The sequence below is a fragment of the Moraxella sp. K1664 genome (genome assembly GCF_039693965.1).
Lineage (GTDB): Bacteria > Pseudomonadota > Gammaproteobacteria > Pseudomonadales > Moraxellaceae > Moraxella.
Window position 1 is genome coordinate 937,932 of the sequence record NZ_CP155576.1, and the last position, 23,642, is coordinate 961,573.

Sequence of the window (23,642 nt, forward strand, 5' to 3'; positions counted from 1 at the left end):
TATTTTCTGGCGATGTTTTATCAAGATATTAGCCCAAGGAAAATCTGGCGTATTTATCCAAGAATTCGCCCAAGGCATTGTTTTAAGGCACTGTTTTAAGACACCATTTCAAAGTGCTGTTTATTTCAAAGTGCTGTTTTAAGGCATTGCCAAGGGCGTCATCAACTGTTGGTCAAGCGACTAAACGACTAAGCGACTAAACGATGATGAGGGGGGCGTTATTTGGTCTCTTTGACAGCCCCAAAGACAGCCCCTGCTTTTTCGGCGGTGTCATTGATGCCATCGCCTTTGTCATACTGTAACTGCCCTGCCAACTCTTCGCCATTTGTGCCAAAAAATTGCCCCTTAACATCAATGTCTTTGATGTTGTATAAAAATCCGCCACTGTTGTTATTGCCAATCTCATGGCGATAATCGGACACATCGGCTTTGGCGGTAAAGGCTGTGCCATCAATCTTGCCATCTTTGATGTTAAAAACAATGTCGCCATTATTGTCATTGAGATTGCCTTTCAGGCTGTTGGTGTCAAAATCCACATCAAACTTAGCTTTATTTTTACCATCTAAGGAGAAGGTTTTTTCATAAGTAGGCTCGTTAATGGGCAAGTGCTTGTTGGCAAATTCGGGGCGAATCTCACCTTTTTGATACACATTATCTGCACCATCATCATCGGCGTCTGCATCATCATCTTGGAGGCCAGCAGATGCGGTCAAATCATCGTCATCTTCTTCTGGGGTAAAGTCTTTGGTTAACAGATAACCTTGATGACCTTTTTCCTTGATAATTTCTTCTTTATTGCTATAACCTTTGTCCTTTTTTTGAGTAAGATAGCCTGCCCAAAGACCGTTGTAGGTGAATTGACCTGCCGTGGGCAGCGTGGTGCTGGTATCGGCCCTACCGCCTTGCACAAAATAACTGCGTGTTGGGGTTTGGTTGGCATCGTTATACAGCGTCTCGCCAAAACTGATGTGCTGATAGCTTTTGGCACGAATGGCGGTATACGGCTTATCGCCTTTGGCTTCTTGTAACACGATGGTGGTAACTTGGTTATCTTTATTTAGTTTGGCATCAGGGTATTTTTCTTTAATGGATTGGTTGGCTTTGACAGCATCGGCAGGGGCTAATTTATCAACATGATTGGCTGATAGGTCATAATAGTTGCCATTAAAATAAAATTTATCATGTTGCCCAAAATAAGCTGGCACGGCTTGGGTGCTGCTGCTGACTTTTTTGGTGAACTGCTTCTCTGGCTTGCCCCAAGCATATTCATAATATTCTTCATTATTACTGACAGGGACAATCCCTTCTTCAATTTGGTCATTGATTTTATCATTTAACCCTTGACTGTTAATAATTTCACCAATTGTTTCATTATCCACAAAACTGGTGTTGGGTTTTTCAAAGCCTGCACTAAAATACACCGTTTTTGTGGCGACAGGTTTGGTCGTTTTGTCTCGTTTGCCACCAAAGACCACATAAGATGCGTTGTCATTGGATAAAAATTTACCCGCCAGCTCATCGCCCGACTTACCATAAAATCCGCCTTCTAGCGTATCTGAGTTGGGGTTTGGGTTGTTTGGGTTGGCAGCATTAGAGAACAGCTCTTTGATAAAAGGCGCGGTTTTTGTGTTCTCGTTAACCAAAGATTTGGCTGTACCAACAAAGCGGTTGCCTTTGATTTTGGCATCAATTTGATACACATCGGTTTCATTGACTTTTTTGGTAGTGTCAAATTGGCTTTTAATATAGTCGCCTTTATTATTTTGCTGATTGGGATTATCATAATAAGACAGCTTGCCTGTTAATGAGTTTGTGTCAAAATCCACCTGATAAGTGGCAGGCGTGTGCTTATATTGAAAGCCATTTAGATAAATGTGGGCGGCACTGACGACATCGCCCTCGTTGGCCTTGCCACTGGCATTGAGATAGACCCCCACTCGCTCATCTGCTGCTGAAAGGGCGGGGCGTTTTTTGACATCACTTAGGTACAGCCAGTTGCCTGTGTAGTTAAATTTACCAGCACTGGGCAGCTGGCTGCTGGCATTTTCTCCATGATAAAACAAAATGGGCATGGGTTTGGGAATGCGGTCTTGGTCATTTTGAGTATCGGCATTTTTTTGGGTCAGGCTGCTGCCTTGTAGTTCAAGATACCCAAAACGGATATTTTCATAAGCATCGGCGGGCTTTTTGGCTTTGGCATTATCAGCTTGCTGATGATTGATGTGAGTGTTGTTGTTGGACGGTGTTGTTAAGTTGCCATAACCATACACTTTAATGGTGTTTATCTTTTGGGGGTCAAAACGATGGCGTTCACTGTCTAAGTGCAAATCAGACAATGCAGGGAATTTGTTAAAATACAAGGGTTTGATGTCATTGGTGGTGATGGGCTGACGCAAGTTTTTACCTTTTCCGATGCCATCAGGGCGATGGGCATCAATACCAACATATAATTTGCCTAACCACTGCTGTATCAAATCATTGCTATAATCTGGGTCATTTTTTGGGCTGGTATCACGAATCTTACCCATCACAAAAAACCCTGCGGCAGCGGCGGTCTTTTGTGATTGTGTCAGTTGGTTGTTATCGCCATTTGGGTCAGTTGTGCTGGTGTTGTTATCCGTGTTGTTGCCCTGATTGTTGGCGTTGTTGGCATTATTGGTATTGTCATGACCTGTGTTCGGTGTTGGTAAAACTGTGCCTTGGGGCAGTTGGGTAACATTGGGTGCATTGGCACTGATGTCATCAGAATGGCAGCCTGTCATCAGAGCGGCAGCAAAAATACTGGCGATGGCAAGGCTAAGGGTGTTTTTGGTAGAAAATGTGGGGGCTTTGACAGTACTCATGGTGATGTCTCGTTTGGTGTGTTATGAAGACCGCTTTATTAAATCAGCCCAAGCATCCACCACGAAGAAAAGTGCAATCAACTCCCATAAACACACAACAAGGCAAAAAGCACAATCAGCCGATGCTGTTATGCTAAGCTTGCTGTCAATCGGACAATTCGCTCACCGTTTGGTAACTGTTAAGATGGGGGATGAAGTTTAGCAATGGATATCTTGGCACTAATGATAATTAGTATCATATAATAACATAAAAATTTACAATCTAGCAAGTTATTTTCTGATATTTTTCTGTGACAATATCAATGGTGTAATAAGATTTTTTGGTAAGATAAATCTTTATGGTTGATAATTTATGGTTGATAAGTAGAATGATGAGCAATAATTAGGGTGTGTTGAACCAATGCTCAACACACCCCAAATCAAATCCATCTATTCGCTGACAAAAGCGATTTTGCCCAGTCCTGCTTTTGATGCCTCAGCCAAAACCTGTGCGACGGTGTCGTATTTACCCTCTTTATCAGCACGCAAATTAATTTGAGGGTTTTTGCCTGCATTAACCTGCTCGGTGAAACGCTGACTTAGCTCATCTAAGCTCAGTGCTTCACGGTCCCAATAAATCCCCCCTGCCTCATCAATGCTAATTTGTAAGACCTCAGGCGGTGCATCATTCACCGATGCCGAAGTTTTTGGTAAATCAAGCGGTACACTTGGATTTAGCACCGTTGCTGTTACCAAAAAAATAATCATCAAAACCAACATGATGTCAATCAGCGGAATAAGGTTCATCTCATTCATGCCGTTATTGTCATGATCACCCAACTCAAAAGCCATCAGAATCTCCTTTATCGTACAATCTTAGACAGAATTTGATGGGCTGTATCAGTTGCCAGATGAGTCGCTTGCTTGTTGATGCGTGTGGCAATGTTATAAAAGATCACCGCAGGTATTGCAACCGCCAAACCCAAACCTGTCATAATCAATGCCTCGCCCACAGGCCCTGCCACTTGTGCCAAGCCTGCTTGACCTGTTGCACCGATGCTATGAAGGGCATGAAAAATCCCCCAAACTGTACCAAACAGCCCAATAAAAGGTGCGATGGAAGCTGTTGTGCCAAGAACGGGCAGACCTTTTTCAAGTTCATAACGATGACGAGCGATTTGTTGGAGCAGTTTTTGCTCTGTTGCCATCTTGCGTTGGTCAAATGGCAAATCATCCAAGTTTTGGATATTGATTTGGGAGGTTAGCTCATCAACAATATTTGCTGTGCGACGCCGAGAGTTAATCACACGCATGATGCCCACAACCCAAGATGTCATTGATAAAGCCAATAAGACAAAAAACAGTGTCTTACTCACCGCATCGGTATGCGACCAATAAAATCCAAAATCCATAAATTCACCTCAAATTTTCAAAACCTAATCAAATGACCAAATATCTGGGCAACTCAACTAAGTTATCATAAGAATTATTGCTAAAAATCAGTTAAAACCACAAAATTAGTTGGTACATGACTCATCTTTTGGTAGTTTTAACGTAATCGGATAAATTGCAGTGCCAACACGTGTGATGTTACCCTCTCTAAACGGATGCAGGCGACCACGACCGATTTGACGGATAATCTGTCGGTCTAATTTGGCATCGCCTGTTGAGCCATTTAAATTGACATTAGAGATTTTACCCTCAGCATCAACACGGAAACTCACTTGAAGCGTGGTGTCAATATCACTTCTTGCTGAACAAAAATTATTCACTCTGGGCTTGGTTTTCCAGCTGGCATTACTGATATTAATGCCACCTTCCACGGTCTGATTTTGGGCAGGCTGACCGCCCCCATGATTGCCTGCTTTTTTGGCGGCATCAGCCGCCGCTTGGGCAGCCGCTTGTCTTGCAGCAGCCGCTTGGGCTTCTTTTTGTGCTTGTTCTCTGGCTCTGTGTTCGTTGTCAAGTCGCTCCTGCTCACGTCTTGCGTTTTCTAAGCGTTCATTTTCAAGGCGTTCTTGTTCAAGTCGCTCTTGTTCTCTGCGTTCATTTTCAAGGCGTTCTTGTTCAAGTCGCTCTTGTTCTTGAATTTTGGCCAATTGTTTTTGCTGGGCAACCCAAGCCTCTTGAAGTCTTTGTTGTTCTAAGATGGCTTCTACATCAATCTCGGGCTCAGGTTCAGGCTCGGGCAATGGCTCAGGTTCGGGTTCAGGAATCGGTTCAGGCTCGGGCAATGGCTCAGGTTCAGGAATTGGTTCAGGCTCGGGTGGCGGTTCAACAACCTCAGGGGTAGCAACCTCTGGCTCTACAACAGGCTCTGGCGTAACAACAGGTTCGCCTGGTGGTTCGGGCGATTCAAGGTCATTAAGTGCGATGGGTTCAGGCACTGGTTCTTTGATGAATTCAATCTCTAAGGGCGGTGTTACAGGTGGTGGTGTTATTGGTTTTATGGTCATATTCGCCAATCCAAAACCTACCAATCCATGCAAGACAGCTGCGATAGAGATAGCCAACACTTTGATTTTTTTGGAATTATCCACTTAAAACACCCATAAACAACTAAATGTAGCACATCTATTTATAGAAAATTAAAAATATTAACGATTATCATTTGTTATATTATAAATAATTTGATTATAAATTGCAACATTTTGGTAAAATTTATTTCACCAAAAAAGCACCAAGCACGCTCATCATCTTATCCTTAATCCAAACCAAGTTAGCACAGTGTTTGGCAAAGTTTAGGTAGGAGCCTAATTTAGGGAGATAGTGAGTGTAATGATTGGTAAAATAAGCCCAAATGCCTTTGTCTGTATAAAGACCTAAGCACTCTCCAACAAGCTCCATGGTAATGATTTTTGCATCAGATAAAGCATGAGTAAAACCTTTGCCTCTTAAAGGTTTGGTTACAATATTTTGATACAAAGTCTCTACCAAAAGATAGGCAACAATGATAAAATCATCATACGACATGGCTTGCTCTGATTGTTTTGTGGTGAAACTTAGGATTGGGCTATGTCGTTTTTGTTTCAAGGGGCTTGGGTTTAGTTGAGAGTGGGGTTACGAGTAGGTCATGGTATTTAGAATCCCTATTTAACGGATGTTAGGGTATTGTAGCATATTTGGGGTTTGTGGGGTGTACCTACTTTCCATGACGGACGATAAGGATGCGGTTATCAAGGTTGGTAATCTGTACTAGGGCGTGCCTGCCCTTTATAACACTATTTGCAATATAGAAATATTTTAGAGATAAACTAATCGTTTTTGCATGAAAAATGGCTAAATCTTGTGACTCGAAGTCAAAAGCTCGTTTGATAGAACGACTATCAAACGAGCTTTTTCCTTGAAAAGCGTGCGATTTTTCGTGATTTTCATTGCAAATACAAAAGGCAGGCATGCCCTATTTTGTTAATAAAAACATTTGTATTATCTCATATAGAGTTGATGTTAATGGTTTGTATTATTCCTTGTTTATCACTTGCATTTGTATGATGCTTTGTATTATAATTTTACTTATTTTTACAAACTTTAAACCAAAATAACCAAAATCAAAAATTAATCACAAAAATCAATCACTCTGGTTGGGTGGTTTTAGCAAGCAAATGGTTATTTTGGTAAAATGGTTGTTTTGGTAAAAAATAAGTTTTCAAAGACGATACACTTCATACACATTTTTGGCATCTTCAATTTGATGCCTGCCTTGTGATTGATTGGGGTGTATCGGTGTGTCAAAGCGCAAAAGCCAACAGGTGGTCATTGATGAATCAATCAAAACAAAACAACAAATCCAAAAAATCCAAACAAGTATTAAAACTTAGTGCCTTGTCTTTGGGTCTGCTTAACATCACGCAGGTGGCACTGGCAAACACAACGGCCGATAAGGCGGAAGCAACAGATAAGACAAACCTTGTTGTTGTCTTGGATGAAACTGTCGTAACAGCGAAGAAAAACGCTCGTAAAGCCAACGAGGTTACAGGACTTGGCAAGGTGGTCAAAACTGCTGAGACCATCAATAAAGAACAAGTACTAAACATTCGAGACTTAACACGCTATGACCCTGGCATTGCTGTGGTTGAGCAAGGTCGCGGGGCAAGCTCGGGCTATTCTATTCGTGGTATGGATAAAAATCGTGTGGCGGTATTGGTTGATGGCATCAATCAAGCCCAGCACTATGCCCTACAAGGTCCTGTGTCAGGCAGAAATTATGCCGCAGGTGGGGCAATCAACGAAATAGAATACGAAAACGTCCGCTCCATTGAGATTAGCAAAGGTGCAAATTCAAGTGAATACGGCTCTGGGGCATTATCTGGCTCTGTGGCATTTGTTACCAAAACCGCCGATGACATCATCAAAGATGGTAAAGATTGGGGCGTGCAGACCAAAACCGCCTATGCCAGTAAAAATAACGCATGGGTTAATTCTGTGGCAGCAGCAGGCAAGGCAGGTTCTTTTAGCGGTCTTGTCATCTACACCGACCGCCGTGGTCAAGAATACAAGGCACATGATGATGCCTATCAGGGCAGCCAAAGTTTTGATAGGGCGGTGGCAACCACTGACCCAAATAACCGCACATTTTTAATGGCAAATGAATGTGCCAATGGTAATTATGAAGCGTGTGCCTCTGGCGGTCAAACCAAACTTCAAGCCACGCCAACCAATGTGCGTGATAAGGTAAATGTCAAAGATTATACAGGCCCCAACCGCCTTATCCCAAACCCACTCACCCAAGACAGCAAATCCTTACTGCTTCGCCCAGGTTATCAGCTAAACGATAAGCACTATGTCGGTGGTGTGTATGAAACCACCAAACAAAACTATGCCATGCAAGATAAAACCGTGCCTGCTTATCTGACGGTTCATGACATTGAAAAATCAAAGCTCATCAACCATGGCGAAGCCAATGGCTATTATCAAGGCAATAACCTTGGTGAACGCATTCGTGATGCCATTGGGGCAAATTCAGGTTATGGCATCAACTATGCTCATGGCGTATTTTATGACGAAAAACACCAAAAAGACCGCCTAGGGCTTGAATATGTTTATGACAGCAAAGGTGAAAATAAATGGTTTGATGATGTGCGTGTGTCTTATGACAAGCAAGACATTACGCTACGTAGCCAGCTGACCAACACGCACTGTTCAACCTATCCGCACATTGACAAAAATTGTACGCCTGATGTCAATAAACCTTTTTCGGTAAAAGAGGTGGATAACAATGCCTACAAAGAACAGCACAATTTAATCAAAGCCGTCTTTAACAAAAAAATGGCGTTGGGCAGTACGCATCATCACATCAATCTGCAAGTTGGCTATGATAAATTCAATTCAAGCCTTAGCCGTGAAGATTATCGTTTGGCAACCCATCAATCTTATCAAAAGCTTGATTACACCCCACCAAGTAACCCTTTGCCAGATAAGTTTAAGCCCATTTTAGGTTCAAACAACAAACCCATTTGCCTTGATGCTTATGGTTATGGTCATGACCATCCACAGGCTTGTAACGCCAAAAACAACACTTATCAAAATTTTGCCATCAAGCAAGGCATAGAGAAATACAACCAAAAAAATACCGATAAGATTGATTATCAAGCCATCATTGACAAATATGATAAACAACACCCCAAAAACACCCTAAAACCCTTTGAGAAAATCAAACAAAGTTTGGGGCAAGAAACATACGACAAGATAGACAGACTGGGCTTTCAAGCTTATGCAGGGCTACGCAAAGGATGGGCGGATTGGACTAATGAAAACAGCCAAAAAAACGCCAAAAAAGGCACGGATAATATCTATAAGCCAAATCAAGCGACTGTTGTCAAAGATGATAACTGCAAATATAGCGAGACCAACAGCTATGCTGATTGCTCAACCACTCGCCACATCAGCGGTAATAATTATTTCATCGCTTTAAGAGACAACATGACCATCAATAAATATGTTGATTTGGGGTTGGGTGCTCGCTATGACAGAATCAAACACAAATCTGATGTGCCTTTGGTGGACAACAGTGCCAGCAACCAGCTGTCTTGGAATTTTGGCGTGGTGGTCAAGCCCACCAACTGGCTAGACATCGCTTATAGAAGCTCGCAAGGCTTTCGCATGCCAAGTTTTTCTGAAATGTATGGCGAACGCTTTGGCGTAACCATCGGTAAAGGCACGCAACATGGCTGTAAGGGTCTTTGGTACATTTGTCAGCAGACTGTCCATCAAACCAAGCTAAAACCTGAAAAATCCTTGAACCAAGAAATCGGAGCGACTTTACATAACCGCTTAGGCAGTCTTGAAGTCAGTTATTTTAAAAATCGCTATACCGATTTGATTGTTGGTAAAAGTGAAGAGATTAGAACCCTAACCAAAGGTGCTGATGCAGGCAAACAGCGTGGTAAAGGTGATTTGGGCTTTCATAATGGACAAGATGCTGATTTGACAGGCATTAACATTCTTGGCAGAATTGACCTAAACGCTGTCAATAGTCGCATTCCCTATGGATTATACTCAACACTGGCTTATAACAAAGTTGATGTTAAAGGCAAAACCTTAAACCCAACTTTGGCAGGAACAAACATGTTGTTTGATGCCATTCAGCCATCTCGTTATGTGGTGGGAATCGGCTATGATGCCCCAAGCCAAAAATGGGGAGCAAACGCCATGTTTACCCATTCTGATGCCAAAAATCCAAGCGAGCTTTTGGCAGATAAGAACTTAGGTAATGGCAACATTCAAACAAAACAAGCCACCAAAGCAAAATCCACGCCGTGGCAAACACTTGATTTGTCAGGTTATGTAAACATAAAAGATAACTTTACCTTGCGTGCTGGCGTGTATAATGTATTTGATACCTATTACACCACCTGGGAATCTTTACGCCAAACAGCAGAAGGGGCGGTCAATCAGCATACAGGACTGAGCCAAGATAAGCATTATGGTCGCTATGCCGCTCCTGGACGCAATTACCAATTGGCACTTGAAATGAAGTTTTAACCTGCACTTTTAATCAGTGGTTTGGATGTGATTGTGGCATGCCAAATCCCAATCAACCAATGAATAAAGCCCCCATCTACCATGAGGGCTTTATTTTATCATCGCTAAGTGATGCTCTTAGCGGTCATCACTCAGATTAGTCATTAATTTATTAGCAATTAATTTATCAGTAATCACGTTGCTCTTTTAGGATGTTAAGTGATGGGTATTCAAGAACGATGTCATACTCAGCACCGTCTTTGTAGGCTTCTACTTCAAAAACAGGCTTGCCCAAATAATCATCAACTTCTATATCAGCAACTTGATAGCCACGAGCAACAAGCATTTGCATGGCTTTTTGACGATTTTGGTTAAAATTGCTGTCGCCATAAGCTTGTGCTTTAATACGGTCGTTAGCAACTGCGGTGGTAGAGATACCAACGGCAGGCAACAAAACAGCAACACTTAGCACACCAGCCAACAGTTTATTGGTTAAATTTTTCATAGTAGTTTCCTAATTATTATCATTGTAATTCATGTTTATCGTTATAAACAATCGTTATAAATAACTGTGTCGTGATAACCATCAATCACAAGTGGGTTAAATGCCTTTTGCCCAATGGCAAATGACGCAATATGCTGTTTGTTCTATGATGGTCTATTATGATCATCATTTTATTGACCTATTTTTTAGTCGTAATGTTTGTTTGATGTTAGTATAAATTTTATCAATCAAACAATCACAAATTATATCAATCATAGACGGTAAACAGGCTTCATATTTTACGCATATTTCCCCAAATGTCTGTGGTATTTCATAGATGATTTGTAAAATAATTGTCGGTCATTATTATCAATTGTAAACTGATGGCTAATTTGTAACCTTATGGCTAATGATAATATGAATAAAGCGTTATACTGTATCAAATAATGAATAAAAACCATCAATGGCATCTTATTTATCGTCAGTTTGTGTAAATAAGATGACAATGAAACTAACAATTTTGATAAATTAATTAATAATTATTCACATTTTTATTTTTAAATACCATAAAAAATGGTAAAATATGCTCGCTTTTTTGATAGGAACTGTCATGACAATCACGCCTGTTTATACCACATTCACCCCCACCAAAACACCCATAAAAATTTTTATGGCTGGCTTGACTTTTCTAATCGCTCATATCAGCCATGCCGATGATGGTCGCACCGACAATCAAGAGCCAACCGCCCTTGAACCCATCATTAACCATGCTCAGCCTGAACTATTGCCCCATGGTGCATTAACACCAACAACAGAACCAACACTGGCACAAGCATCAAATCCTGACGAAGATACGCTCATCGCCGATGAAGCGTTACTGCTTGATAACCCCGATTTGCTCAATCACGCCCTAAATTCTGCTGTCATGACCAATCATATGGCAGGGGTTCGCGCATTATTGCCCATTTATCAAAAACTGCCCAAAGACCATCAAAATGGCATCTTGCTTGGGTATGCCAATGCACTGGTTGCCTTGGACAAAGGCAACGCCAAAGTAGCCATTGATGAGCTACGTCGCATCATCGCCATCATGCCTGAATATAATGTGGTGCGTTTTCATCTGGCAAGGGCGTTATTTATGGACAAACAAAACGAAGCCGCCCTTGACCAATTTAATAAATTACATGCTGATAACTTGCCAGATAATGTACGGCAGGTTGTTGGGCAGTACAGACAAGCGTTAAAACAACGAGATTCATGGACATGGCAAGCAGGCATGAATCTGGCCAAAGAAGACAACATCAATCAGGTGCCCAAAAACACCACGCAAGGTCAATGGACTTTTAACAAACCCATTGATGCCATCACCCTAAGCTATCAATTGGGGGCGGATAAAAAGTGGTCTTTGCCCAAAGGGGCATATGTGGGAGCGAACGCCCAAATCCATGGCAAACATCATCAAAATCACAAAAAATACAACGACCATTGGGGCAGACTGGGGGCAAATTTGGGCTTTGCTGATGCCAAAAAAGACCTTGGCATTGAGGCCTATGGTGAAAAAAGATTTTATGGGCATGAGCGTTATACCGACACCATGGGCATACGCATGTCAGTTGATTATAGAATCAACCCAAAATTTCAAAGCCTAAACGCCATAGACATATCACGCCTAACCAACCATCGGACGCCTAGGGCTGACAGTAATAACACTTTATACAGCACATCATTGATTTATTACCCAAATGCCACACGCTATTATCTTTTGGGGGCAGACTTTTATGATGAAAAAGTGCCACAAGACCCATCTGACAGCTATGAGCGTCGTGGCATACGCACAGCGTGGGGGCAAGAATGGGCGGGCGGTCTTTCAAGCCGTGCCCAAATCAGCATCAACAAACGCCATTACCAAGGGGCAAACTTAACCAGTGGTGGACAAATTCGCCATGATAAACAGATGCAAGCGTCTTTATCATTTTGGCACAGAGACATTCACAAATGGGGCATCACGCCACGACTGACCATCAGCACAAACATCAATAAAAGCAATGACATTAAGGCAAATTACCATAAAAATCAAATGTTTGTTGAGTTTAGTCGCATTTTTTGATGGGATAAGCACGCCCTGCTTTTGTTTTTGTAAAAAAATGTACCATCATAGACAATATCAAGAAAAAAATCAAAAATATAATAGATAATTGTTATTGTTTATGTTATTATTTATCAATGTAAATTTACCGTATTTTGTCCATCACAAACGCATTTATCATAAATGCCCAAACAAATACGCCAAATGCACATTGTCAGCATGCCAAAATAGGCATTAACAGACTTGTTTAGATAATACCATCAACCCATCAGAGGATTATTTTATGAAACACATTCCTTTAACCACACTGTGTGTGGCAATCTCTGCCGTCTTATTAACCGCTTGTGGTGGTAGCAGTGGTGGTTCAAATCCACCTGCCCCTACGCCCATTCCAAATGCAGGCAATGCAGGTAATGCTGGCGGTACAGGAAATACAGGCGGTACTGGCAGTACTGATAATGCAGGCAATACAGGCGGTACTGGCGGTGCAAACTCTGGTACAGGCAGTGCAGGTAATTCAGGTAATGCAAACTCTGGTACAGGCAGTGCCAACACACCAGAACCAAAATATCAAGATGTGCCAACAACGCCCAATAACAAAGAACAAGTTTCATCCATTCAAGAACCTGCCATGGGTTTTGGCATGGCTTTGAGTAAAATTAATCTATACGACCAACAAGACACGCCATTAGATGAAAAAGATATCATTACCTTAGACGGTAAAAAACAAGTTGCAAAAGGTGAAAAATCGCCATTGCCATTTTCGTTAGATGTAGAAAATAAATTGCTTGATGGCTATATGGCAAAAATGAATGAAGCGGATAAAAATGCCATTGGAAAAAGAATTAAAGAACAAAATAAACAAATCTCCGATGCAGAGCTTGCCAAACAAATCAAAGAAAATGTGCGTAAAAGCCCTGATTTTCAGCAAGTAATAACATCACTGGAAAACAAAATTTTTCATTCAAATGACAAAACAACCAAAGCAACCACACGAGATTTAAAATATGTTGATTATGGTTACTACTTGGTGAATGATGCCAATTATCTAACCGTCAGAAAAACAGATGAACCAAGACTTTGGAATTCAGGTCCTGTGGGTGGTGTGTTTTATAATGGCACAACGACCGCCAAAGAGTTGCCCACACAAGATACAGTCAAATATAAAGGACATTGGGACTTTATGACCGATGTTGCCAAAAATAAAAGAAACCGATTTAGCGAAGTGAAAGAAACCTATCAAGCAGGCTGGTGGTATGGGGCATCTTCAAAAGATGAATACAACCGCTTATTAACCCAAGAAGGCTCTGCCCCTGATGGTCATAGCGGTGAATATGGTCATAGCAGTGAATTTACGGTAGATTTTAGTAAAAAGAGCCTAACAGGTGGGCTGTTTAGTAACCTACAAGACAGCCATAAACAAGCAGTAACCAAAACCAAACGCTATGACATCAATGCCAGTATCCACGGCAACCGCTTCCGTGGCAGTGCCATCGCACATGATAAAAAAGAAGAAAGCAAAACCAAACACCCCTTTACCAGCGATGCTACAAACAAGCTAGAAGGTGGTTTTTATGGACCAAAAGGTGAGGAGTTGGCAGGTAAATTCTTAACCGATGACAACAAACTCTTTGGTGTCTTTGGTGCTAAACAAGAGGGTAAAGTAGAAAAAACCGAAGCCATCTTAGATGCTTATGCACTTGGGACATTTAATACAAATAACGCAACCACATTCACCCCATTTACCAAAAAACAACTGGATAACTTTGGCAATGCCAAAAAGTTGGTCTTGGGTTCTACCGTCATTGATTTGGTATCTACCGATGCCACCAAAAATGAATTCACCAAAGACAAACCAAAGTCTACCACAAACAAAGCGGGCGAGACTTTGATGGTGAATGATAAAGTTAGTGTCAAAACCTATGGCTATGGCAGAAACTTTGAATACCTAAAATTTGGTGAGCTCAGTGTCGGCACAAGCAACAGTGTCTTTTTGCAAGGCGAACGCACCGCTACCACAGGCGATAAAGCCGTACCAACCGAAGGCACAGCCAAATATTTGGGGAACTGGGTAGGATACATCACAGGAAAGGACACAGGAACGGGCACAGGAAAAAGCTTTAATGAGGCCCAAGATGTTGCTGATTTTGACATTGACTTTGGGAAAAAAACGGTTAAAGGCAAACTGACCACCCAAGGCCGCCAAGACCCTGTATTTAACATCACAGGTCAAATCGCAGGCAATGGCTGGACAGGCACAGCCAGCACCGCCGAAGCGAACGCAGGAGGCTACAAGATAGATTCTAGCAGTACAGGTAAATCCATCGTCATCAAAGATGCCGAGGTTACTGGGGGCTTTTATGGTCCAAATGCAACCGAGATGGGTGGGTCATTTGCACACAAAAACAGCGGTGATGATGGCAAAGTCTCTGTGGTCTTTGGCACAAAAAAACAACAAGAAGTTAAGCAGTAATTTAAACACAATGTTTGTTCGGCTGATGGGATTGATGCTTAATCAAATATAAATGATTAAGATGATAAGCCCAAGCCATGCCAATGATTGATAGCAACGATGGCAGATGATGAGTTTTCATTATCTGCCATTATTATTGCTTAGTTACTGTTTGTCATTTGGTGGCATTTTACTTAGGTGGTGTTACTGGTTTTGGTTATGATGCACCATTTTAGAGCAAATGGTCAGATTATTTTCACATCAGACACTTGCCTGCAAAGGCTTATGGTTACCGCTATTCTGCTTAAAAAGCATATACCCTCTGCTGTTTATATGGACATTTTTATGGTAAATACAAAATTTCAACACGCTTTAGGGTATGCCTGCCTTTTGTATTTGCAATGAAAATCACGAAAAACAAGATTTAGCCATTTTTCATCCAAAAACGATTAGTTTATTTCTAAAATATTTCTATATTGTAAATAGTGTTATAAAGGGCAGGCACGCCCTATTAATTTTTATGATATATTCATAAAATTAAGTTAAGTTTTATTTATACTCACCAAACCCCAAAATAACATCTCAAACCTTCTTCGATTGTCTCAAACTTTGACAAATGACTCCTAAGCCATCGCTAACCCATTCACAATCTTTTCAACAACAACGCAATAAAAGCTAAATTCACAAACTGCAAGCTTGTATTTAAGTATCGCTTGCAGTTTTTCCTTAAAATGACTTTAAACTTGTGTAATTCATCACGTTTAGCCACTTCGGTTGTGACTGTTTCACCTAAAATGCTTTTGATACAATGAGTAAACGTCTCGTCACGATAACCGCCATCAACCATGACATTTTTTACTCTGGTGAGTTTTTTACTGCTGCTTTGGTTTTTTAAATAACTGCACTAACCTGCCTGATTTGACCACCTAAAAAAATCACGATGAATGCTATAATAGTTGCCAAGCTCACAAGGCAAATCTTCCCACGAAATGCCTGCACGAATGCGATACAAGATGCCTTCTGCGGTGTTTCTTAAACTGTGCTTGTTATAGATGCCTAATTGTAGTAAAATGGTTTTTAACTTGTACCATTGTTCATCTGTGAGTAAGGTGCGAGCCATAGCGATTTTGATACTTTGACTGGGTTAGAGCTTTCATTGTGCCAAAATCGTTATTTGTTTTGTAAATAATTGTCGGGATGCTCTAGGGCGTGCCTGCCTTTTGTATTTGCAATGAAAATTACGAAAAACAAGATTTAGCCATTTTTCATGCAAAAACGATTGATTTATTTCTAAAATATTTCTATATTGTAAATAATGTTATAAAGGGCAGGCACGCCCTAATAAATGCAATAATTTTAATTTAAATTATTTTAAAACGCTCAGTAAAATGTTAAACTAAGCCATTTGATACAAAATGACAAAATCAGGTGCTTTATGACAACTTATGATGAGATGAAGGCAAGACTACAAGGCTCGATGACAGCACTGGTAACGCCCATGACGGCAGACGGTGCGGTGGATTATGATGCGTTGGCTCGCCTGATTGAGTGGCAGATTGAGTCTGGCACGCACGCTTTGGTGGCGGTGGGAACAACAGGCGAGTCCGCCACGCTTTCTATGAAAGAACACGGCGATGTCATTGAATTTTTTGTCAAACAAGTGGCAGGTCGCATTCCTGTGATTGCAGGAACAGGGGCGAACAACACCGCCGAAGCCATTGAGCTGACCGCCCACGCCAAGGCAGTTGGGGCGGATTTTGTCCTGCTTGTCGTGCCATATTATAATAAGCCCACCCAAGAAGGGCTGTATCAACATTATAAGACCATTGCCGAAGCGGTGGATATCCCCCAGATTCTCTATAACGTCCCTGGTCGCACGGTCGTGGACATGAATGAGGACACCGTGGCACGCCTTGCCGATATTTCCAATATTGTCGCCATCAAAGACGCCACGGGCGATTTGGTGCGTGGCAAGGCACTTATCGAGCGTGTGGGCGAGCGTCTTGTGGTCTTGTCGGGCGATGACCCAACCGCCCTAGAACTCATGAAATTTGGAGCAAAGGGTAATATCTCAGTAACATCCAATGTCGCCCCCAAAGCGATGAGCGAGATTTTTAGCTTAGCTTTGGCGGGTAAGTTTGATGAAGCAAGTGTCATCAACCAAGGTATTGAGCATTTGCACAAAGAGCTGTTTTGTGAATCTAGTCCCCAACCTGCCAAATACGCCCTGCACAAGATGGGCATGATTGACACGGGCATTCGCTTGCCTTTGGTGTGGCTGTCAGCAGGCAATCAGTCCATCATCGACCAAGCATTGCAAAAAGCCAATTTGATTTAACAGCAAGAATAAGTGAGAATAACATGACCATGCTAAAAACAACACTAAAACCAACACTAAAACTAACCGCCCTTGTCATGATGAGCGTGGTGCTACTGACGGGGTGCCAAAGTGTCAAAGGCGTACTGGGCAAGCGTGATAACGGCAGTTTGGACTATGTTCACGCCACCAAGCTACACCCCATCCGCCTACCTGCCAACCAAGCATCCGCTCCATTTATCCCTCTGTATGATGTGCCAGAAGTGGCAGGCGAGATCACCCCGTCGACCAATGAGTCAGGCAAGCAGTACCAATTACCCAGACCACCACAGGTAAGATGATTGTTTGGCACGAGCGTTGCTGTTCGTGCCTTTTTATTGTGTAAATTTATCGTGCAAACCGCCACCAAACACGGAGAAACCCATGCAAAAGCAAGCCCTACTTTATGCTGGCAAAGCCAAATCTGTCTATGAAACGGACAACCCTGATTATCTGATTTTGCATTTTCGCAACGATGCGTCCGCCTTTAATGGCGAAAAAATCGCCCAACTTGACCGCAAAGGCAGAGTCAATAACCGCTTTAACAGCTTTATCATGAGCAAATTGGCAGACGCTGGCATTGAGACCCATTTTGAGCGTGAGCTGTCTGATGATGAGGTGCTGGTCAAACGCCTAAAAATGATACCCGTAGAATGCGTGGTGCGTAACTATGCCGCTGGCGGTATTGCCAAGCGTTTGGGGCTTGCTGAGGGCTTGCCACTTATGCCACCGACCTTTGAGCTGTTTTATAAAGATGACAAATTGGGCGACCCCATGCTTGCCCCAAGTACCGCCATTGCCTTGGGTTATGCCACCGCAGACGAGTTGGAGCAGATGAGTGTGCTGACTCACAAGGTCAATGACGTGCTAAGTCAGATTTTTGATGAAGCGGGTCTTATGCTGGTGGATTTTAAATTAGAATTTGGACTGTTTCATGGGCGTGTGGTGTTAGGCGATGAGTTCTCGCCTGATGGCTGTCGCCTGTGGGACAAAGAAACCAAGAAAAAGCTCGACAAAGACCGTTTCCGTCAAGGTCTAGGCAATGTGGTTGAAGGCTATGAAGAAGTGGCAAGACGTATTGGCGTACCGCTTGACTAACTTGGCTAAGAAGTACACCTAACAAACTTAATATTTGCTACAGGCTTTGTAGGGACGTGCTGAGCACGTCCTTTTAATGTTGATATAACATGCTTATTTCTTACATGCAAACTGTGGTATAAGTCCATCATGCCCCTGCACGTCTGCCCAAAATACAACCATCCAAACCCACCCCAATCCGCCCCAACGATTGACGGCACAGTACACATCTGTTAATATCCATGTTATTTGTAAGGATAACACATGGACACCCTACGCCCCACCGACCTAAAAACCATTTTACATTCCAAACGTGCCAATCTGTATTATTTAGAGCATTGCCGAGTCATGCAAAAAGACGGACGAGTGCTGTATCTGACCGAAAGTAAAAAAGAAAATCTCTACTACAATATTCCCATTGCCAACACCACCGTGATACTGCTTGGCACAGGCACGTCCATTACCCAATCTGCGGTAAGGCTACTGGCAAGTGCAGGCGTGCTGATTGGCTTTTGTGGGGGCGGTGGCACGCCTTTATTTATGGGGAGTGAGATTGAGTGGCTGACGCCACAATCAGAATATCGCCCCACCGAGTACATTCAAGGCTGGCTGTCGTGGTGGTGGGACGATGATAAACGTCTCGCTATGGCAAAACGCTTGCAAATGGCTCGGCTTGATTTTATGAATGACGTGTGGGGGCGTGATAAGGACTTGCGTGGGGCGGGCTTTGATAGTAAATCTGATGAAATCATAAGCTTACAAAATCATTACCGCACCCAAATTTTAGGGCAAAATAGCGTCTCAGACCTGCTCGCCCTAGAAGGACGTATGACCAAAGAGCTGTATAAATTTGCCGTCAAACACACAGGCTATAAGGGATTTAGCCGTGATTATGACGGTGTGGACAAAGCCAATCAATTTTTAAATCACGGCAATTATTTGGCATATGGCTTGGGGGCGACCACTGCTTGGGTGCTTGGCATTGCCCACGGATTTGCGGTCATGCACGGCAAGACACGGCGTGGGGCGTTGGTGTTTGATATTGCCGACATTGTCAAAGATACAATTATCCTGCCACTTGCCTTTATGTGTGCGTCTGATAACGTCCGTGAGCAGGAATTTCGTGAACTGTGCCTGTCTTATTTTACCAATTATCACGCCCTTGATGTGATGTTTGAGACGGTAAAGGGGCTTGCTCTAAACAAGGAATTTGAATAAGGATTTTGCATGATTGTAACCTTTATTTCTCAATGTGAGAAAAAAGCCATTAAGCGTACTCGCAAGATTTTGGATGCTTTTGCTAATCGCATTGGCGACAACGTTTGGCAAACCAACATTACTGAAATCGGTCTAAAAACGGTGTATGAGCTGTTAAAATCCACCGCCAGTAAATCCACTGCGGTCGCCTGCCACCGTATCGCCACTCGCCACCGCACCGAGCTTGTGTGGGTGGTGGGGAATAAATCTGCTTTTAATCATCAAGGTTATGTGCCTGTGAATCGTACTTCTATGGAGTTATTTATGGATATTGCTGTTAACCAAACATTTTTTGCCAACTCTCACGGTCAATTATTAAGTCATCATTTATTCGCAGTGGGATTTATTGCTTATCATTTGATTAAAAAATTGGAAATTGATGATGATAGATTGGCTCAATCGGCATTTATCGCAGGAATATTACACGATATGGGCAAATTAGACCCACAATTTCAAACGTGGCTTGCCAAAAAACTTAATAAAACCGATGAAGAGATTTATTTATCTGATGACGGCGTGCATATCAATGGCAGTGATAAAGGATTTGCCAAATTTAATTTTGAAAATCATCCACGTCATCACGAACTATCTTGGATTTTGGCATTATCGCTACTGCGTGAAAATAATACATTAAATTCCAGCCAAAAAGAACAAATTGCTCACGGTATTTATTGGCATCACACTCGCCCTTATCGCACCAAAAACGAGAAATTTTTTGAATCATCACAAGGCATTGATAAATTATGGCAAGAAACCTTACAAACAAGCGATAATATGCCAACCAAAGTCAGTAATGTATTAAAAGACATTCAACAAATCGCCAAGCATTTTAATGACGGTACAGAATTACTCATTCCGTTTTGGCAATATCAGTGTGAATGTGTCAATAGCTCAACACCGAATTATAAAAATTACAGCGACATTTCAAACAATATTAAAGATTTTGTTAATGAAATCCGCCCCAATGCGTTAAATAATTTGGTAAGAATGGCGGTAATTTGTGCAGATAGGTGGGTATCGGCATTATCGGCTGATGATTTACAAGAATATATCAATGAAGGCAGTTTAATTCGCCTTTTAGATGATAAAGACATTGGTGAGCTGTCGGATAATAACGTTTTAAGACAAGGCATTGCACAATGCCTAAATAATTTTGAGCAAAAATACCCAAACAGCGAACGCAATATTGCCCAAAGTCAAATTGCCAAAGCGTTGGCGGAATTAAAAGACGATGCCGAATTTGCCAATGCAGATAATATCGCCGTTCTACAAGGGCCAGCAGGCTGTGGCAAAACCAAAATCGCCCTAGAATGGGCATTAAACACCCACGCCAAACAAATTATTTGGGTGTGTCCCCGAGTGCAGGTATGTTTGGGGCTGTTGCACGATTTGACGCAGGCGGATTATTTGCCTGATTGTCAAATTGAGATTTTTACAGGCGAATACAAAAAGATAATCGGTCAAGGCGTAGATTTTGATAATACTGATGATACCTTGCCACAGGATTATTTTTCTGGCGATATTGTCATTGCCACAATAGATCAAGTGGTTAATAACATCATTTCACATCAAAAAGTCGTGGGGCTATTTGATTTTATGAATGCTCATATTGTATTTGATGAGTTTCACGAAATCATCAATATCCCTGCATTAAATTTATTATTTGCCGAGTTGATTGAAGCTAAAAAATTACGCAAAGCAAATGCCAATGTATTGCTTGTCTCTGCCACACCGCACGATTATTTTGTCAAAAATGTATTGGGCATTGATGAAAATTATATCGTGCGTATGCCAAGTTTTAATACATCGCAATACGAATTGCAATTTATCAGTTTTGATGAAACCGAGCAAAAAAGTCCGCTTGTTTTGGATAATGTGGATAAAAACAAAACCACATTTGTGATTAGTAATACCGCCCAAGATGCCCAGCTTGGATTTTTGTTGCGCCAACAAGATGAAAATGCAATTTTGCTACACTCAAAATATACTCGCCAAGATAAAAAAGCATATTTTGACAAGGTATTTGACAGCTTTAAACAAAATGGCTCTGGGAGATATGATTTATTAAGAAGTGGCCCTATTGTACAAGCGTCATTAAATATCAGTTGCGAGCGAATGTTTAGCGATTTTACCAATGCCGAAAATTACCTACAACGTTTGGGGCGGTTAAATCGGTTTGGCGAAAATGACCAAGTCAGCATTTATACCGTTGTTTATCCCAAAAGTTTTGATAATAAAAAACAAAGTAGCAGTCAAGCAAAATTTTTGGCAAGTCTAAACAGTTGGCAAAGCAGTTTGGCGTGGTATGAATTTTTGACCAATTATTTGTCAATTCACAATATCAAACACATTGGATTAAATCAATTGTATGAAATTTATCAAGCATTTTATCAAGATAAAGACAGTGAAAGAAAAATCCAAGATGACATAGAAAAATCACTCAAACAAAGCCGAGACATTATCAACAAAAAAGTCATTGACCCGATGAGCACCCCCACTCGAACAAAACAAAAAGACAGCGTGATGAAAATCGCCAGCACGTCCTTGCGTGGGGATAACCGTTTTGTACAAATGGCGGTATGCGAAGTGGATAATCAGCTCAATCCCACATTTGTTGATGAGTATGCCTATGATGAAAACACCAATCATCGTGAGATGATTATCGGCTTGACCGAAAGTGTGGATAGGATTCAAGGTGGGCGTTTTGAGATGCGAGATGAGAACAAAAATTTGGTGGAATTTATGCGTAAAAAACACCACAATATCATGGCGGAAAAACACCCCAATGAAACATTTAAACAAGCCAAAAATGCGTGGGAGCTTCTAAAACTGGCTCGCTCGCCTGAATTTCCGATTTATCTAAGCTATACCGAGCAGGATTTGGCGGTGGTTGGTGGCGATAGGGCAAGACACCCTTTTGCCATGTATTATGTCAAAACCGCCAAACAAGCGGTGGGTATGATGCCTGTGGACAGACTGCAAAACCCAACTCAGGTTGGCGATGATGAGTAAATTACCTATGCGGTAAGGAATATTAAGAGTACTAATTGCTAAGTCATCTGTACAATGATGACTTAGTATAACACAAAATTTTATTTTTATAAGAGCACTAAGGTTGAAATTGGTTTTAACCAATGCTACAATTGTACCGTTGGCATAAGCCAGCATTATCTAACTTTATAAGGAACCAGTAATGAGCATTCAAAAAGTAACAGGTGTTAAAAGCGTTGATTTTAAAATCACAGCATATGGCTATGGCGTGGTAAACTGGAATGGCCCAACCACACTAAGCAGTGAAGGGCGTACGGTGGATAATCACACTCTGCCAAAATTGCGTGGCTATACCAATTTGACAGGCAAAATCAAGGAAGAGACGGGCTACAAATACAAAAAAGAAGCCACTGACATTGATTTTAAAGAAACGCCACTCTATATCAGCCAAAACTGTATCCGTCATCATCTGTTTCGTGAACAAGCCTTTGATTTGCATTTTGCTCACGAAAAAGGCTTGGATAAAGTGCTTGCGTCATTGACAGGGTTGGTGCGTGGTTATGTTGTGCCTGCCAGTCAATGCAAACGCACCAGTCCACTATTGCTTGAAGATTTTATTGATGAGCTTGGCAATGGGAATTTTGAGCAGTTTGGGCAAGCAGGCGAGCGAGACAGTTCGTCATTCTTTTCAAAAACAACCTTCGGCGATACCAAATATACCGCCTATGGCTCTATCAGCATTGAGCAGTTGCAGTTTATTTCATTAGATAACAAATTTGACCGTTGTGCGATGATTATCAAGGACAATCAAGGCGATGAGATTGCCCAAAAGGTGCAAGATTTTATTCAGTCGCTAGACCCAAGCCGTACGCCAAAAGCCACGTTCCAAGCCAATTATGTGCGTAAAGGGACAATTTATGAGCAAGGCGAAGTAGGTATTTTGCTTGATGAAGTTGCCATTGATATTTTGGTGCAGACCACGCTGGATTTGATTGGCGAGCTGTTTATCCGTCAAGCCAAAGGCTATATGTATGTGGACGAGCTGAGTGTGGATTATAACGACAGCAACAAGATGATGCGTATCAAACGCACCCCTGAACAAGCCAATCCCCAAAAGATGAGCGATTATGCGGTTTATTTTGAAGCCAAATAAGGGG

The 23,642-nt window shown here is 41.8% G+C and carries 16 protein-coding genes and 2 pseudogenes; 10 read left to right on the plus strand and 8 right to left on the minus strand.

The genetic code is table 11. The annotated features are described in order from the left end of the window. Positions 1-218: 218 nt before the first annotated feature. A complete protein-coding gene (locus tag AAHK14_RS04870) occupies positions 219-2,843 on the minus strand; it encodes a transferrin-binding protein-like solute binding protein (protein WP_194092616.1) in 2,625 nt (874 codons plus the stop codon). Here AAHK14_RS04870 and AAHK14_RS04875 point away from each other — a divergent pair. Then, entirely contained in the window at positions 2,842-3,045 is a 204-nt protein-coding gene (locus AAHK14_RS04875) for a hypothetical protein (RefSeq protein WP_194092615.1), read from the plus strand. The genes AAHK14_RS04870 and AAHK14_RS04875 overlap by 2 nt on opposite strands. Before the next feature lie 227 nt (positions 3,046-3,272). On the opposite strand, the gene AAHK14_RS04880 is transcribed toward AAHK14_RS04875, so the two are convergent. From AAHK14_RS04880 to AAHK14_RS04895, 4 genes are all read right to left on the minus strand, one after another. Further along, complete coding sequence (locus tag AAHK14_RS04880) at positions 3,273-3,674, minus strand: biopolymer transporter ExbD (protein WP_062499354.1); 402 nt, start codon at positions 3,672-3,674, stop codon at positions 3,273-3,275. 11 nt (positions 3,675-3,685) lie between these two features. Further along, on the minus strand, positions 3,686-4,234 hold the full coding sequence (locus tag AAHK14_RS04885; protein WP_194092614.1) for a MotA/TolQ/ExbB proton channel family protein: 549 nt from the start codon (positions 4,232-4,234) through the stop codon (positions 3,686-3,688). Positions 4,235-4,339: 105 nt separating this feature from the next. After that, complete coding sequence (locus AAHK14_RS04890; RefSeq protein WP_194092613.1) at positions 4,340-5,362, minus strand: energy transducer TonB; 1,023 nt, start codon at positions 5,360-5,362, stop codon at positions 4,340-4,342. A 121-nt stretch (positions 5,363-5,483) separates the two neighbouring features. Further along, positions 5,484-5,855: a hypothetical protein gene (locus AAHK14_RS04895; RefSeq protein WP_065273991.1), complete on the minus strand. Its 372-nt coding sequence runs from the start codon at positions 5,853-5,855 to the stop codon at positions 5,484-5,486. Between the two features lie 726 nt (positions 5,856-6,581). On the opposite strand from AAHK14_RS04895, the gene AAHK14_RS04900 reads away from it, so the two are divergent. Continuing rightward, a complete protein-coding gene (locus AAHK14_RS04900; RefSeq protein WP_194092612.1) occupies positions 6,582-9,803 on the plus strand; it encodes a lactoferrin/transferrin family TonB-dependent receptor in 3,222 nt (1,073 codons plus the stop codon). 166 nt (positions 9,804-9,969) lie between these two features. On the opposite strand, the gene AAHK14_RS04905 is transcribed toward AAHK14_RS04900, so the two are convergent. Continuing rightward, positions 9,970-10,287, minus strand: coding sequence for a PepSY domain-containing protein (locus tag AAHK14_RS04905; protein WP_065256787.1), 318 nt, complete (start codon positions 10,285-10,287; stop codon positions 9,970-9,972). 589 nt (positions 10,288-10,876) lie between these two features. Here AAHK14_RS04905 and AAHK14_RS04910 point away from each other — a divergent pair. Continuing rightward, positions 10,877-12,373 (plus strand): surface lipoprotein assembly modifier, encoded by a 1,497-nt coding sequence (locus tag AAHK14_RS04910; RefSeq protein WP_065256786.1) that lies wholly within the window; start codon positions 10,877-10,879, stop codon positions 12,371-12,373. Between the two features lie 262 nt (positions 12,374-12,635). Beyond that, complete coding sequence (locus AAHK14_RS04915) at positions 12,636-14,825, plus strand: transferrin-binding protein-like solute binding protein (RefSeq protein WP_065256785.1); 2,190 nt, start codon at positions 12,636-12,638, stop codon at positions 14,823-14,825. 622 nt (positions 14,826-15,447) lie between these two features. Here AAHK14_RS04915 and AAHK14_RS04920 read toward each other — a convergent pair. Together AAHK14_RS04920 and AAHK14_RS04925 are read right to left on the minus strand one after the other, a co-directional pair. Continuing rightward, a pseudogene (locus AAHK14_RS04920) lies at positions 15,448-15,726 on the minus strand (hypothetical protein); the annotation flags it as partial. 3 nt (positions 15,727-15,729) lie between these two features. Then, a pseudogene (locus AAHK14_RS04925) lies at positions 15,730-15,924 on the minus strand (transposase); the annotation flags it as partial. A gap of 315 nt (positions 15,925-16,239) precedes the next feature. On the opposite strand from AAHK14_RS04925, the gene dapA reads away from it, so the two are divergent. The 6 genes from dapA (at position 16,240) to cas7fv (ending at position 23,638) form a co-directional block, all read left to right on the plus strand. Continuing rightward, complete coding sequence (gene dapA, locus AAHK14_RS04930; protein WP_062501463.1) at positions 16,240-17,142, plus strand: 4-hydroxy-tetrahydrodipicolinate synthase; 903 nt, start codon at positions 16,240-16,242, stop codon at positions 17,140-17,142. A 23-nt stretch (positions 17,143-17,165) separates the two neighbouring features. Next, the gene (locus AAHK14_RS04935; protein ID WP_227514763.1) at positions 17,166-17,462 is read left to right on the plus strand and encodes a hypothetical protein; all 297 of its coding nucleotides are present in this window, start codon (positions 17,166-17,168) and stop codon (positions 17,460-17,462) included. 82 nt (positions 17,463-17,544) lie between these two features. Continuing rightward, positions 17,545-18,258, plus strand: coding sequence for a phosphoribosylaminoimidazolesuccinocarboxamide synthase (gene purC, locus AAHK14_RS04940; RefSeq protein ID WP_065256783.1), 714 nt, complete (start codon positions 17,545-17,547; stop codon positions 18,256-18,258). A gap of 243 nt (positions 18,259-18,501) precedes the next feature. Next, entirely contained in the window at positions 18,502-19,455 is a 954-nt protein-coding gene (cas1f, locus tag AAHK14_RS04945; RefSeq protein WP_065256782.1) for a type I-F CRISPR-associated endonuclease Cas1f, read from the plus strand. Between the two features lie 9 nt (positions 19,456-19,464). Next, entirely contained in the window at positions 19,465-22,506 is a 3,042-nt protein-coding gene (locus tag AAHK14_RS04950) for a CRISPR-associated endonuclease Cas3'' (protein WP_065273990.1), read from the plus strand. A 181-nt stretch (positions 22,507-22,687) separates the two neighbouring features. Beyond that, on the plus strand, positions 22,688-23,638 hold the full coding sequence (cas7fv, locus tag AAHK14_RS04955) for a type I-Fv CRISPR-associated protein Cas7fv (RefSeq protein ID WP_227712967.1): 951 nt from the start codon (positions 22,688-22,690) through the stop codon (positions 23,636-23,638). The last annotated feature ends 4 nt before the right edge of the window (positions 23,639-23,642 follow it).